This is a genomic window from Solidesulfovibrio carbinoliphilus subsp. oakridgensis (assembly GCF_000177215.2).
Classification (GTDB): domain Bacteria; phylum Desulfobacterota; class Desulfovibrionia; order Desulfovibrionales; family Desulfovibrionaceae; genus Solidesulfovibrio; species Solidesulfovibrio carbinoliphilus.
The window spans coordinates 3,755,357-3,769,649 of the sequence record NZ_CM001368.1 but is presented as its reverse complement, the minus strand read 5'-3'; the positions used below and the strand labels follow the sequence as shown (position 1 = coordinate 3,769,649).

The window sequence follows — 14,293 nt, the reverse complement described above, 5'->3', positions numbered from 1 at the left end:
CGGGTTTTCCGCCGGGGGCGGGATGCCCCGGCCGTTGTTTTTTCGCGGACGGTCCGGCGGGACCGGGGCCGGACCGAAAGGCCCTAGACGGCCGCGTTGCCGGTCTCGCCGGTGCGGATGCGGATGACCTCGTCCACGGTGGTGACGAAGATCTTGCCGTCGCCGACCTCGCCAGTCTGGGCCGCGGCCTGGATGGCCTTGATGACCTCGGTGGCCACGCCGTCCTCGACCACCAGCTCCATCTTGACCTTGGGCACGAAATCGACCTGGTACTCGGCTCCGCGGTAGACTTCGGTGTGGCCGCGCTGGCGGCCGAAACCCTTGACTTCGGAAACGGTCATGCCCTTGATGCCGATGCTGGTAAGCTTTTCCTTGATCTCATCGAGCTTGTAGGGCCGGGTGATGACTTCGATCTTTTTCATGGCGCGCTCCTCTCCCCTCGTTAGAGCTGATAGCCGACTTCGCTGTGCTGGCTGACGTCGAGACCCTTGATCTCGTCTTCCTGGCTTACCCGAATACCGACCATCAAGTCCACGACTTTAAAGAGGATAAGCGTCATGACGAAGCAGAACGCCCAGGTGGCGGCCACGGACACGAACTGGATCCACAGCTGTCCGGGGTTGCCGTAGAAAAGGCCGTCGGCTCCCAGCTCGTTGACGGCCTTGGTGGCGAAAAGGCCGGTGGCCAGGGCGCCGAAGGTGCCGCCGAGGCCGTGGATGCCGACCACGTCCAGGGCGTCGTCGTACTTGAACACGCTTTTGACCAGCACGCCGCCGTAGCACAGCCCGCCGGCCACCAGGCCGATCAGGATGGCCGGCATGGGCTCGACGTAGCCGGCGGCCGGGGTGATGGCGACCAAGCCGGCCACCGCGCCCGAGGCCATGCCAAGCGTGGTCGGCTTGCCGCGGTGCATCCACTCGACCACGATCCAGCTGACGGCCGCGGCGGCGGCGGCCAGGTGGGTGGTGACGAAGGCCGAGGCGGCCAGGCCGTTGGCGGCCAGGGCGCTGCCGGCGTTGAAGCCGAACCAGCCGAACCAGAGCAAACCCGCGCCGAGGATGGTCAGCGGCAGGTTGTGGGGAATAAACGACTGCTTGCCGTAGCCGTGCCGGCGGCCGAGGTACAGGACCGCGGCCAGGGCCGAGGCGCCGGAGCTCATGTGCACGACCGCGCCGCCGGCGAAGTCGAGGGCCCCCATCTTGGCCATCCAGCCGCCGCCCCAGACCCAGTGGGCCATGGGACAGTAGACCAGGACCAGCCACAGGGAGGTGAAAAGCAGGAAGCCGGAAAATTTGATCCGCTCGGCAAAGGCGCCGGTGATCAGCGCGGGCGTGATGACCGCGAACATGCACTGGAAGATCATGAAGGCCAGGTGCGGGATGTTGTCGATCCCTTCCTTGGCCGCGGTGCCGACGCCCTTGAGGAACACGAAGTCCAGGTTGCCGATCAGGCCGCCGATGTCCCCGCCAAAGGCCAGGGAGTAGCCGACGATGGCCCACAGGACGGTGACCGTGCCGAGCAGGATGTTGGAGTGCATGAGCGTGCCGAGGATGTTTTTTCCCCGGACCATGCCACCGTAGAACAGAGCCAGGCCCGGCGTCATGAGCATGACCAGGGCCGCCGAAATGAGCACGAAGGCGGTATCTGCCGCGTTCATGGTTTCCCCCTCTCGTAACGTTTTTGTACAATGCGACTTTGCCAGCGCCGCGCTTCCATCCGCCGGGCGAACCCCCTGTCCGACCCCTCTCCAGTGGTCGGACGGCCCTGCCCGGCCGGCGCGGCAAAACTGTCCTAGAAGGATCTTGACATTTTTGCAACAATAAAAAGACAGCCCCAGGCGAAAATGGCCGGCCGCCCCGCCCGACCCTGGCAAGTCCCCCGGGAATGCGCTATCCTTGGGACAAGAGCCAGTCCCTTCCGGAGCCTGCCCATGTCCGACAAAAAAGCCAAAATCCTGGTGGTCGAAGACGACGCCGACGTCCGCCAAGCCATCGCCTTTTGGCTGGCGACGGCCGGCTACGCGGTGCTCGAGGCCACCGACGGACGCACGGGCCTCGACGTGATCCGGGCCGAAGGGCCGCAAGCCGTGCTCCTGGACCTCCGCCTGCCGGGCCTCGACGGGTTTGGCGTGCTCGAGGCTCTTGGCCGGGAAGGCGGCGAACAGCCGCCGGTCCTGGTCATTTCCGGCCAGAACGAGATCGCGGGCGTCGTCCAGGCCTTTCGCATGGGCGCGGCCGATTACCTGCAAAAGCCCATCGTCAGCTTCGACCTCCTCGGCCACGCCCTGGAAGCGGTGCTCGAACGGCGGCGGCTGGCCCGGGCCGTGCGCCTGGCCGAAACCCGCTATTTCAACCTGGTGCAGAACCTGCCGCTGCTGGTCTTCGTCCTCGGCGAAAGCCTCGAGGTGACGTTCATCAACAAGTTCTGCCGTCCGCTCCTCGGCTTTTCCCGGGCCGAGGCCCTGGGCACGCCGGACTGGTTCCTCGGGCGCCTGCACCCCGACGACCGGGAGCGGATCGGTTCGCGCCTGACCGGCGGGTTTCCGCCCCTGGAACGGTCCCGGACCGAGGAATGCCGGTTCGTCCACAAAAACGGCGCCACCATCCATGCCCTGTTGCGGGCCATCCCGTCGGCCGGTCCGGGCCGGCCGGGCCGGGCCATCCCGCCCGACGCGGACGGGTCCATCGAAGGCATCGTGGTCGACATCACCGACCGGGTCGAACTCGAACGGTTCGTGGTCCAGGAGGAAAAGCTCAAGACCCTTGGCGCCATCTCGGCCGAGGTGGCCCATGAAATCCGCAACCCCCTTTTTTCCATCGCCGGCTTCGCCCACCGCTTGCAAGCCCGGATGCCCGAAAACCGCGAGGCGGCCATCATCCTGTCCGAAGCCCGGCGGCTCGAGGACATTCTCGACCGGATCAGCTCCTACCTCCACCCGGTGGACCTGCGGCCGCGCCTTTGCGCCCTAAACGCCATCGTGTCCACGGCCCTGGACTTCCTGGCCCCGGAATTCTCGGCCCGGGGCATTGCCGCCGACTTCCGGCCCGCCCCCGGCCTGCCCGACCTGCAACTCGATCCGGAACTCCTCACCCAGGTGGTGACCAGCCTCGTGCGCTACGCGGCGAGGCGTCTGCCCCAGGGCGGCCGCGTGGTCCTCGCCTCCTCGCGCCACGCCCGGTTCGGCCACCTGGACGTGGCCTTTGCCGCCGACCGGCCCGTGGCCGAGCCCGAGCTCCTCTTCCTGCCCTTCGAGGAGGGCGAGGAACGGATGGGACTGCCGCTGTCCTACCGGATTGTCAAAAACATGGGTGGCTCCCTGACCTTTTCCCAGATCGGCCCGGACGCGGCCTTCACCGTGCAGCTGCCCCTCGGCCAGTCTTCCGACCAGCCACTCCCCGCCAACGGGGAGGACGACCTTTTTGACGACAACGACGACACCGCCGCAAACGGGCCCCCGGACGCGGGACGCAGCCCCCTGGAGCGGCCATGACCCGGGAGGCCTGGCTCGACCGGCTGGCCGGCGTGGCCCTGCCCGGCCAGCCGGTGGTGGTGGACGGCGGGGCCAACAAGGGCAACGTGGCGGCCCGCATCCTGGAGGTCCTGCCCGGGGCCGGGCTGCACGCCTTCGAGCCCCAGCCGCGCCTGGCCCGGAAACTGGCCAAGCGCTTCGCCGGCGACCCGCGCGTCACGATCCACGCCCTGGCCCTGGGTGAAACGGCCGACACCCTCACCCTGTCGGTCCTTTCCCGGCCGACCCTGTCCTCGCTGCTGCCGCCGTCCGGCATCCACGACAAATACGCGGGCCAGGCCCTGGCGGTGATGGATTCCTTCGCGGTGCCGGTGGCACGCCTGGACGCCGTGCTGTCCCGGGCCGACGTGGTGAAGCTCGATTTGCAGGGCTACGAACTGCCGGCCCTTCGCGGCGCGGCCGGACTTCTGGGCGGAGTGTCGGCGGTGGTGGCCGAGATGGCGCTGGCCTACCCGCTCTACGCGGGGCAGGCCCTGTTGCCGGAGGTGGAGGCCTATCTGGCGGAGTTCGGGCTGGCGCTCGACGGGATGTACGATTTTTACCGGGACAGCGAGAGCAGGATCGTCTCCGGGGACGCCGTGTTCCTGCGCCAGGGAGCCGGCCGGTCTGGCCGGCCGGTCAGCCGGCCAGACCGGTGAGGAAGGCGGCGGTCTTTCGCGCCCCGTCCAGGTCCACGGCCGCCTTGGGCGGCGGCGGGGCGTCGAGGGCGGCGGCCAGGCGCCCGGCCAGGACCGGCGGAGCCAGATCGGCCGGATCGAGGAGGCCGAAAAGGCCGAGGCCGGCCAGCCGCTCGGCCCGCATCCGCTGCTCCCGGTTCTGGTCGAAGGGCAGGACCAGGGCGCGGGTCCCGGCCGCGAGCAGGGCCATGACCGTATTGTAGCCGGCCAGACTGACCGACAGGTCGGCGGCGGCCAGGATGGCGGCGAAGCCGTGGGCAAACCGGGCCACCCGGGCGTCGGGGAGGGCCTTTGCCGCCCGCTCCATGGCGGCAAAGGCCGCGTCCTCGCAAAAGGGGCCGGAAAAGACCCGCACCGCCGCCCGGGAGAGGCGCGGATGGTCCCGGCAGGCGGCCAGGACCGCGAGCAGCATTTCCGAACCGACCTTGCCGCCGCCGGCGCTCACCACCACGAATTCCGCATCCCCCGCCACGCCAAGTTCCCGGCGCACGTCCGCCCCGTGGCGGCCGCCGGCCGCCACGGCCGGAGCCACGTAGCCGGTGTGGCGGACCGGGACAGGGATCTCGGCCGCCCGGGCAAAGGTGGCGGCCAGGGGAATGAGCGCCGGGTCGGCGTGCACGGCCACGGCGTCGAAATACCGGCCGAGCCGGTCGAGGACCCGGGCCTCGTAAGCGGCCTGGTCCTTTTTCTCGACCAGGATGTCGCGCACCCCGCACACGGCCCGGCACGGGCCGAAATCCCCCCGCCGCACGGCGGAGAGGGCCGGCACCAGCTCGAATTCGAAGGCCTTGCGGCCGAAGGGATAGAGTTCCACGAAAAAGACGTCCGGCGCGAATCCGGCCAGGGCGGCCAGGAGCCGTTGCCGGCGGTCGGCCTTGACCCGGTCGAGGGCTTCGCCGGCCAGGGTCAGGCCGGAAAACCCGGCGTCCATGGACAATGCCGGCAGCCGGGCCACGGCGACGCCCGGCGGCGTCGCGGCCGGGGTCTCGGGCCCGCCGACCACCAGCAGGCGATCGTGCCCGGCCAGGGCGGCCACGATTTCGAGCGTGCGGAAAAGGTGCCCCATGCCAAGGACATGCTGGCAGTAGACCGCTATTTTCACGGCCTATCCGGCAGGACGATGTCCAGGGCCCCGACCGACAGGGAGCCGCCCCGACACACGATCTGCTGCACCCGGCCGACATCGAAGGCCGGCGGCTCGTCCGGCAGAAAGGCCCGGCCGAGCAGGTGGTAGAGCACGGCCTTGATGACGCCCTGGTGGGTGACGACCAGGACGCTGCGGCCGGCGTTGGCCCGGGCCGCGTCCACCAGGGCGTGTTCGGCCCGCTGGCGGACCTCGGCCCGCGACTCGCCGCCGGGGGGGGTGAAATTCCAGCCCGCCGCCTCGGCGGCGGCCAGGGCGTCGGCCGGGATGTCGCGCCAGTACCGGCCGGTCCACTCGCCGAAATGCTGTTCGCGAAGCCGCCGGTCCAGGGTCACGGGCAGGCGCAGGGCCAGGTTCAGGATGCCGGCGGTGGCCTTGGCCCGGCCGAGGTCGCTGGTGAGGATGCGGGCCAGGCCGAGTCCGGCCAGGGACGGGGCCAGCTCGCCGGCCCTGGCCTTGCCGGCCGGGGCCAGTTCGCTGTCCCACTGGCCCTGGATCCGTTTTCCCAGGTTCCAGAGGGTGGCGGCGTGGCGCAGGAGATAAAAGACGGCTTGCGGCATGGAAAAGTCCTTGAAGTCCCGGTACGCTTCCCGGCCGGCCTAGGTCCCGAGGCGGCCCAGGAAATCGTCCATGTGGCTGACCGCCGTGCGGCAGGCGTCGCACAGGGGGGGAGCCAGGCGCTCCACCAGGCCCGCGTCGCCCGAGGCGGCGGCCGCCTCCGCCTCGGCGGCCAGGGCCCGCATGGCCAAGGCCCCGAACATGGCCGCGTTGCCCTTGAGCGTATGGGCCACCCGCTCGCACACGGCCAGATCCCCGTCGTGCACGGCCGCGGCGAGGACTTCGAGCTGCTGGGGCACGGAGTTGACGAACTCCCGGCCCACCTTGGCCAGAAGCCCGGCCTTGCAGCCGTATTGGGAAAAAAGGCCCTGGGTGTCAAGAACGGCCCGGGCCGGCGTCGGCACGGCCCTGGGAACGCCGGCCGTCCCTGGGCCCCGGCGGTCCAGTACGACCCGGACCACCTCGAAAAAGGCCTCCACGTCGATAGGCTTGGTGATGTAGCCGTCCAGGCCCGCGGCCAAAAACCGTTCCCGTTCCTGGTCCATGGCATAGGCCGACAGCCCGACCACGGGCAGGGTCGGATCGATGCCGCCCTCTCCGGCCCGGATGGCCCGGGTGGCGGCCAGTCCGTCCATGACCGGCATCTGGATGTCCATGAGGACCACGTCCACCCGCTCCCGGGCCAGGAAATCCAGGGCGGCCCGGCCGTTCTCGGCCATGGCCACCTCGTGCCCCCGGCTCTCCAGGAGGTCGCCGGCAAAGACGCGGTTGACCCGGTTGTCCTCGACCAGGAGGATGCGAAGCCGCGGCATGGCCTCGGCCTGGAAACGGCAGGCCGGTCCGGCGGGGGTCCCGTAGGCCGGCCCGGCCGCCGACGTCGCCGGCTCGGCCACCTCGAACGGACATTCGAGCCAGAAGACGCTCCCCCGGCCGGGCACGCTTTCGACGAACACCCCGCCGCCCATGAGCCCGGCCAGCCGGCGGCAGATGGCAAGGCCAAGGCCCGTGCCGGCCTGGCGGCGGGTCAGGCCGTCGTCGACCTGGGTGAAGCTGTCGAAGATGGCGGCCTGCTGCTCCTCGGCAATGCCGACCCCGGTGTCGGCCACGGCAAAGCGCAGGATCTGGCGCGGCGCCTCCCCGGCCGGGCCCGGCAGTTCGCCGGTCCGGCTGACGGTGACGGCCACGGAACCGGCCTCGGTGTACTTGACGGCGTTGCTGAGCAGGTTTCGCAGCACCTGGCGCAGCCGCAGGCCGTCGCCGCGCACGTCGCGGGGGACCTCCGGCCCCATGGCCAGGGTCAGGTCGAGCCCCTTGTTGCGGGCCAGGACCTCCTGTTCCTTGACCACGGCCGCGAGGCAGGCCGGCAGGTCGAACGATTCGTTTTTAAGCTCCATGCGGCCGGCTTCGATCTTCGAATAGTCGAGGATGTCGTTTATGAGGGACAAAAGCGTTGCGGCCGACTCCTCGACCACGGCCAGGCGCTCGCGTTGCCGCGGCTCCAGCCGGTCGCGCAGCATGAGCTGGACGTAGCCGAGCACGGCATTGAGCGGCGTGCGAATCTCATGGCTCATGTTGGCCAGAAAGGCCCCCTTGGCCTGGCTGCCGGCCTCGGCCCGCTCCAGGGCGGCGGCCAGTTCCGCTTCGAGCTTTTTGCCGGCCGTCACGTCGCGCACGATCTCGACCACGCCGGTCACGGCGCCGCCGTCGTCAAACAGCGGAAAGCAGAAAAGCTCCAGCCAGCCGGTCTCGCCGCCCAAACCGCAGCGCTTGACCAGACTCATGGCCAGCTTGCCCGAGGCCATGGCCCGAAGCGACGGACAGTCCTGGCAGGGCATGCCAAGGCCCTGGTAGACCTCGTGGCATTTGCGTCCCACCGGCTCGTTGCTGTCGATATAGAGGGCCCGCATGGCCCGGTTGACCGTGACCACGGTCAGGTCGGGCGAAAGCACGGAGATGCCGTCCTGAATGGACGAGAGCACGGTTTCGAGGAACCGGGCCTCGTGGCGCAACCGCTCCCCGACCCGTTCCCGCTCCAGGACTTCTGCGGCCAGACGGGCCCGGACCCGGCCCAGCTCGGCGCCGAGCTGGAGCGTTTCGGCCTCCAGGCCGTCGCGGACCTTGGTGGCCGCGGCCTCGGCCAGCCGGCGCTCGGTGACGTCCAGGGCCACGCCGATGATGCCTGTCGCCTCGCCTCCGGCCCCGGCGTCGCGCACCACGGCCTTGTGGATGGCCATGGACCGCCAGCCGGCCGGCAGGGACAGCCTGGCCTCGTAGACTTGCCGGTGGCCCTTGGCCAGCAACTCGCTCTCCAGGGCTTCGTAGGGCGAGGCGTTGTCCGTGCCGCACAGGTCGCCAAGGGTCTGGCCGACGATCCGGGCGCGCGGCAGGCCGAGGAGCGTTTCGAAGGCCTGGTTGCAGCCGGTGTAGCGGCCGTCCCGCCCCTTGTGGAAAACCGGCAGCGGCAAGGCCTCGAGCATGGCCAGGGCGTGGCCGGCCTGGGTGTGGAGCCTTTGTTCCACGAGCTTCCTGGCCGTCACGTCCCGGCCCACGAACTGGTACTCCGCCACGGCGCCGGAGGCATCGAAGAGGGCCCGGCACGTCCAGCGCTGCCAACGGATGCGGCCGTCGGCCCGGACCACCCGATGCTCGAAGCCGGTGGTCGGACGGGCCGGGCCAAGGGAGGCCACGCGCCGGGCAACGACCGCCGCGTCCTCCTCGGGAATCCCGGGCCGGAAGTCCTCTGCCACGCAGGCCTCGGGTGTGCGGCTCCAGTAGCGGGCAAAGGCCGGGTTGGCGAAGGTCAGCCGGCCGGCCGCGTCGCGGCGGCAGATGAGTTCGGTCTGGTGCTCGACGATGGAGCGGTATTCGATTTCGTGCGCCGGCCGGCCGTCGGGAAGGGCGGCGGGAAAATCGGCGCAGGCCCCTTCCAGGGCCACCGGGCAGCCCCGGGCGTCGCGCACGCACCGCAGGACGCAGCGCAACCGCGTGATGCTGCCGTCGGGCCGGTAGCTCCCGACCTCGAAAGCGACGGCGTCCGGCCGGGCCAGGGCCGCCAAAAGGACGTCGCGGCGGCCGGGAGCGTCCAGGCGCAGGGGATGGCTGGCCTGGCCGGCCTGGCGCAGGCAGTCGGCCACGTCGCGGTAGCCCAGAAGCCGGGCCAGGGGGGTGTTGACGGCCAGGGGACGCCCGGCCGGGTCGAGGCGGAAAAGGCCTTGCATGGCCTGGTCGTAAAGATCGCGGTACCGGGCCGCCTCCGCGCCGAGCCGGGCCGTTTCGGCCTCGGCCAAAAGAAGATGCAAGGCCGTGGCCACGTCGGTGGCGGTCAGGACGCCAAGCAGGAAGCCGGCCGCGTCGGTGACGGCCAGCCGGCCGGCGCCGGCCCCGTCCATGCCGCCCACGGCCTCGGCCAGGGACAGCTGGGGCGAGACGGCCTCGACCGGAGCCCGCATGACCGCCTCCACCGGGCACCGGCGGATGTCCCGGCCGCCGGCCATGAGGGCCGCGGCGTCGGTGGCCGTCACGAGGCCGAGCGGCCGGTCTGCCTCGGCCACCACCACGCCGCCGACGCCGGCGCGGACCATGCGACCAAGGACCAGGGGCAGCGGCTCGCCGGCCCTGGCCGTGACCACGGTCCGGACCATGGCGCTGGCCACGGTCCGGCCGGACAGGCCGTCCACGCCCTGGCCCAGGCGGGCCACCAAAAGCGGGGTGAGGAGGCCCACGGCCCGGCCCGTGGCGTCCACCACGGCCAGCCGGCGCGACGGCGCGGCGAGCAGGTGCCGCAGGGCGGAGGGCAGAACATCGGTTTCCTGGGAAACCGCCACCGGGTCCATGAAATCGCGGACAGCCAGCTGGGCGGCCCTGTCCGGGTCCCGGACCAGGACCCGGGCCACACTCCGGACGGTGACCACGCCCAGCGGGCGGCCCCCGTCAAGGACCAGGGCCTCGGCGACCCCGGCCTGGCAAAGGATGCCCGCAGCCTGGACAGCCGTGGTCCAGAGCCCAAGCGTCAGCGGCGTCGCGGGCGGCAGGTCGCGCAGCCGCGTCTCGCAGAGATTGGCCATGGGACAGGCTCCAAGCCTTTCCGGCGCGGCACGACGTATCGCCTGAAAGGTTCCAGGTTCATAGGAACAACGATAGCACTCAATATGATTATTTATTCTATCACGAAGGTTCCTGGTCCGGCCAGGGACTTTTTCACCCTCCCCCGGCCAGACGGCGCAGGACCCCGGCCACGGCGCCGTAATTGCGGGTCCGGTCGTGGTCGGCCCGCACCGAAGCGGCAGCCGCCTCGCCCATGGTCCGGCGCAATTCGCGGTCGCCGAGAAGCGTGGCCAGGGCCTGTCGGTAGGCCGCGTCGTCGCCGGGCGGGGTGAGGAGGCCCGTGCGGCCGGAGGCGACCACCTCGGGCACCCCGCCGTCGGCCAGGGCGGCCACGGGCAGGCCGGCGGCCTGGGCCTCCAGATAGACCATGCCGAGCGACTCCCGGATGCCCGGAAAGGCGAAAACGTCGCCGGCCGCGTACACGGCGGCCAGTTCCTCCCGGGGGACGAGCCCCAGAAACCGGTGCCGGCCGGGGAGCTCCCGCTCGGCCAGGGCGGCCAGCTGCCCGCGCATCTCGCCGTCCCCGGCCACGACCAGGAAAAAGGGCAGCCCCTGGCGGGCCAGCTCGCCCAGACGGGAAAAAAGGTAGGCGAGGCTCACGGCCTTGACGTCGTTTCGAAACATGGCCGCCGTGACCACCACCGGCGTGGGGCCGACGTTCCACTCCCGGCGCAATCCCCGCCTGGCCGCCGCGTCGAAGGCGAAGGCGTCGGCATCGATGCCCGGCCGGACATAGACGATCCTGTCTTCCGGCAGGAGCCGGCGCAAATTCTCCGCGTCCAGCCGGCGGTTGGAGAAGACCAGGCGGGCGGCCAGGAGCGACCGGCGGTTGCACTCGAAGCCGAGCCGGGTCTTGAGGCTGCGGCGCTGTTTGGTGGAATAGATCCCCTGGAAGATGACGTAGGGGATGCCGAGCCTGCCCGCCACATAGGGGCCGATGACGTCCGGGGACTTGTAGTAGGCGTGGTAGGTGAGCCAGGCCTTGACGTCCGCCTCCCTGGCCGCGCGCAGAGCCTGGCGGCGGGCGGCCGGCACGGCCAGCCACAAGGCGGGCCGGGCCGAGAACCAGCGCGACCGGAAGCGGCTTGGCGTCATGACCGAAAGCCCCTCGCCGGCCAGGGCCGCGGCCAGTTCCCGGCCGATGGTCCGGTCGCCCGAAGGGGCCGGGTGGTCGAGCGGCTTAAAGGGCGCGTAGAAGGCGACGTTCAAACGGCCTCGCGAACCAGGGCGAACGCTCCGGCCGGCCGGCCGGCGTGGCGGGCGAAGACCTCGGCCAGGCGCCGGGTATTGGCCGCGTTGTCGAAATCCCGGGCCACGGCCGCCCGGGCAGCGGCAACCATCCGGTCCCGAAGCGTCCCGTCGGCCAGCAGCCGGGCGATGTTTCCGGCCAGGGCGGCCGGGTCGTCGGGCCGGCAGACAAGCCCGGTCTCCTCGTCACGGACCAGTTCCGGCAGGGCCGAGACGTCGGTCGCGGCCACGGGCAGGCCCATGGCCATGGCCTCGACCACCACGTTGGGCACGCCGTCGCGGTCGCCGTTTGGCAAAACGCGGCAGCCCAGGGCAAAGACATGGGCCTGCCGGTAGAGCGCGAGCACCATTTCGTGGGGCATGGCCCCGTGGAACCGGACCCGGCCGGCCAGGCCCAGGGCCTCGGCCCTGGCGACAAGCCCCTCCCGGTCCTCGCCCTCCCCGACCAGGTCCCAGGACACGTCCAGCCCCTGGCCGACGAGAAGGCCCAGGGCGTCGAGCACGGTGTCGAGCCCTTTTTTGGCCGTGAGCCGGGCCACGGTCAGCAGCCTGTAGGGCGGCACCGGCTCCGGCCGGGCGGCCGTGCCGTTAAAAAGCGCCAGATCGATGCCGTGGTAGACGGCGTGGACCGGGGTGGCGTTTCCGGCCAGGCGGCGCAGATAGGCGGCGTTGGCCCGGGTGCAGGTGACGACAAAGGCGGCCCGGCGGATCTTTTCGGCGAGCCTGTCCGGGGCCTGGGTCCAGACGTCTTTCGCGTGGCCGGTGAAGCTGACCGGCAGGCCGGCGATCAGGCCGGCGTAGAGGGCGACCGAGGTCGGCGAATGGGCGAAGTGGGCGTGCAGATGGGCCGGCTCGCCGGGAGCCAGGGCCCGGCGACACAGGAACCCGGCCTGGAGCAGGTGCTTTATGGTGGCCGATTTGCGGGTGCGCAGGAAATGCCGGGCCGCAAGGGCCGCCGCCCGCAGGTAGCCGGCCGGCGCGGCCAGGGCGGCCCGGACATTCTCGTAGACCAGTTCCCCCAGGGCCGGCCGGATATATTCCGGCAGATACACGACATCGGCCTTGATGCGGTAGATCGAGGCGTGGCGCAGCTTTTCGCGGGGGTCGCGCATGGAGACGATGCGGACCTTGAAGCCCAGGGATTCGAGCAGCAGGATCTCGTTGGATATGAAGGTCTCGGAGATGCGCGGATAGCCCTTTAAGACCATCACCAGCACCGGAGCCTTGTCAGCGACCGCCATCGTGTCTCCCATTGCCATAGTTGTGCCGAAGAGATGCCTCCGGCGGCCAAAGGGCGTGGCCCTTTGGAAACCCTAAAAAAATCGCACCGAGGGGCTGCGAATCCAGTTTCAACCATTTTTCCCCGTCGTGCAAACGCAACAGTCCATCCATGCCGACAAACCCCCGCCACCCTACCCCGACCAGGGGGTCCGGGGGGGATGATCCCCCCCGGCCGCCGGAGGCATCTTTTTTACTTCAATCCGCGATACCCGAACACCAGCCGGAGGGCCCGGCGGACGAAGGGCGAGAAGAGCCTGGCTTCGAGGCGGCGGCCGGCGGCCCGTTTGTTGGTCTCGGCCAGGGTCGGGTAGGGGTGGACCGCGCCGGAGAGCGTGCCGAGCCCCACCTTGCCGGCCAGCCCGGCCACCCATTCGGCGAGCAGTTCCCCGGCGCCCGGGCCGGCGATGCCGACGCCGAGCGGCCGGCCGCGCCGGTCGAGGACCAGCTTGACCAGCCCGGCCGTGTCGCCCTCGGCCCGGGCCCGGTCGTTGCCGGAAAAGGGCTCGGCCACGATGGCGACGGCGTGTCCCGCCTCCCGGGCCTCGCCCTCGGTCAGGCCGACCACGGCCAGCTCGGGCTCGGTGTAGGTGCAGCGCGGCAGGAGCCGGTAGTCGGCTTTTTTGGGCAGCCGGAAGACGGCGCCGGCCACCACCACCCCGCCCTCGTAGCCGGCGGCGTGGGTGAAAAGGTGCCTGCCCGTCACGTCGCCGGCCCCGAAGATGTGGGGGGCGGTGGTCCGAAGCCTCTCGTCGAGGACGAGCCCCCTCTCCGTGCGCTCGACGCCGGCCGACTCCAGGTCCAGGGTGTCGAGGTTCGGCGTGCGCCCCAGGGCCACCAGGATGGCCTCGGCCTCGATGCGCTCCTCGCGGCCGTCGCGCTGGATGACGACCGCCTTCAGGCCGCCCGGGACCGGGGCCGGCTGGACGGAAAGGACCTTGCAGCCAAGGCGCAGGTCCACTCCCTCGACAGTCAGGCGCGCCGCCACCACATCGGCCAGATCCGGGTCCTCGGCTGAAAGGATCCGGCCGCTTCGCTGTACGAGCGTCACCCGGCTCCCCAGCCGGGCAAAGGCCTGGCCCATCTCCACGGCCATGGGCCCGCCGCCAAGGACCAGCAAGGAGGCCGGCAAGCGGTCCAGGGCAAAAATCTCGCGGTTGGTGAGGCAGCCGGCTGCGGCCAGGCCCGGGATGTCCGGCACCGCGGCCCGGGAGCCGGTGGCGATGACGAAACGGTCGGCGGTGATCCGCCGGCCGTCGAGATCGATGGTGTGGGGGTCGAGAAACCGGGGCTCGCCGAAGCGGACCTCGGCCCCGAGGGACCGGAACCGCTCGGGCGAGTCGTGTTCCTCGATGCCGGCGATGACCGCTGCGATGCGGCGGCGGACCTGGGCGAAATCGACCGGCGGCAGGTCCGGGGCGGGCAGGCCGAAGTCCCGGGACCGGGCGGCCAGGGCGCGCACCCGGGCGGTCTGGATAAGCGTCTTGCTCGGCACGCAGCCGAAGTGCAGGCAGTCGCCGCCGAGCCGGCCCTCGCGGTCGACGAGCAGGACCCGCACCCCGAGCCGGGCCGCGCCGGCCGCGACGGTCAGGCCCGCCGAGCCGCCGCCGAACACCGCCAGATCGAAATCGCGCCGCGATCCCATGGCCGCCTCCTTTTTTTCCGCGACGTCCCGACTCTATGGCCGCCGCCGGTTTCATGGTAGCGTAATCGGACCAAAAGCCAAGCGTCCGGGCCGTCCGGCCCGGCATGAGG

10 protein-coding genes are annotated in these 14,293 nt (G+C 70.8%); 2 read left to right on the top strand and 8 right to left on the bottom strand.

Annotation, left to right across the window (positions count from 1 at the left end; genetic code table 11):
* Positions 1 to 83: 83 nt before the first annotated feature.
* The gene (locus DFW101_RS16500) at positions 84 to 422 is read right to left on the bottom strand and encodes a P-II family nitrogen regulator (protein ID WP_009109315.1); all 339 of its coding nucleotides are present in this window, start codon (positions 420 to 422) and stop codon (positions 84 to 86) included.
* 20 nt (positions 423 to 442) lie between these two features.
* Positions 443 to 1,657, bottom strand: coding sequence for an ammonium transporter (locus tag DFW101_RS16495; protein ID WP_009182657.1), 1,215 nt, complete (start codon positions 1,655 to 1,657; stop codon positions 443 to 445).
* Between the two features lie 273 nt (positions 1,658 to 1,930).
* Here DFW101_RS16495 and DFW101_RS16490 point away from each other — a divergent pair, with 273 nt between their 5' ends.
* Both DFW101_RS16490 and DFW101_RS16485 read left to right on the top strand, forming a co-directional pair.
* On the top strand, positions 1,931 to 3,490 hold the full coding sequence (locus tag DFW101_RS16490) for an ATP-binding response regulator (protein WP_009182656.1): 1,560 nt from the start codon (positions 1,931 to 1,933) through the stop codon (positions 3,488 to 3,490).
* Entirely contained in the window at positions 3,487 to 4,167 is a 681-nt protein-coding gene (locus DFW101_RS16485) for an FkbM family methyltransferase (protein ID WP_009182655.1), read from the top strand. Before DFW101_RS16490 ends, DFW101_RS16485 begins: the two co-directional genes overlap by 4 nt.
* Here DFW101_RS16485 and DFW101_RS16480 read toward each other — a convergent pair.
* The 6 genes from DFW101_RS16480 to DFW101_RS16455 all read right to left on the bottom strand — a co-directional run bounded on the left by DFW101_RS16480 (position 4,148) and on the right by DFW101_RS16455 (position 14,183).
* Positions 4,148 to 5,308 carry a glycosyltransferase family protein gene (locus tag DFW101_RS16480; RefSeq protein ID WP_009182654.1) on the bottom strand — a complete coding sequence of 387 codons (1,161 nt, stop codon included), beginning with the start codon at positions 5,306 to 5,308 and terminating at the stop codon, positions 4,148 to 4,150. The two genes, DFW101_RS16485 and DFW101_RS16480, sit on opposite strands and share 20 nt — an antisense overlap.
* Positions 5,305 to 5,910, bottom strand: a complete 606-nt coding sequence (locus tag DFW101_RS16475) for a histidine phosphatase family protein (protein WP_009182653.1) — start codon at positions 5,908 to 5,910, stop codon at positions 5,305 to 5,307. Before DFW101_RS16475 ends, DFW101_RS16480 begins: the two co-directional genes overlap by 4 nt.
* A gap of 39 nt (positions 5,911 to 5,949) precedes the next feature.
* Positions 5,950 to 9,972 carry a PAS domain-containing protein gene (locus DFW101_RS16470; protein ID WP_009182652.1) on the bottom strand — a complete coding sequence of 1,341 codons (4,023 nt, stop codon included), beginning with the start codon at positions 9,970 to 9,972 and terminating at the stop codon, positions 5,950 to 5,952.
* A 133-nt stretch (positions 9,973 to 10,105) separates the two neighbouring features.
* On the bottom strand, positions 10,106 to 11,221 hold the full coding sequence (locus DFW101_RS16465) for a glycosyltransferase family 4 protein (RefSeq protein WP_009182651.1): 1,116 nt from the start codon (positions 11,219 to 11,221) through the stop codon (positions 10,106 to 10,108).
* On the bottom strand, positions 11,218 to 12,501 hold the full coding sequence (locus DFW101_RS16460; protein WP_009182650.1) for a glycosyltransferase family 4 protein: 1,284 nt from the start codon (positions 12,499 to 12,501) through the stop codon (positions 11,218 to 11,220). The genes DFW101_RS16465 and DFW101_RS16460 overlap by 4 nt, the downstream gene beginning before the upstream one ends.
* Positions 12,502 to 12,731: 230 nt before the next feature.
* A complete protein-coding gene (locus tag DFW101_RS16455; protein ID WP_009182649.1) occupies positions 12,732 to 14,183 on the bottom strand; it encodes a dihydrolipoyl dehydrogenase family protein in 1,452 nt (483 codons plus the stop codon).
* Positions 14,184 to 14,293 lie beyond the last annotated feature (110 nt).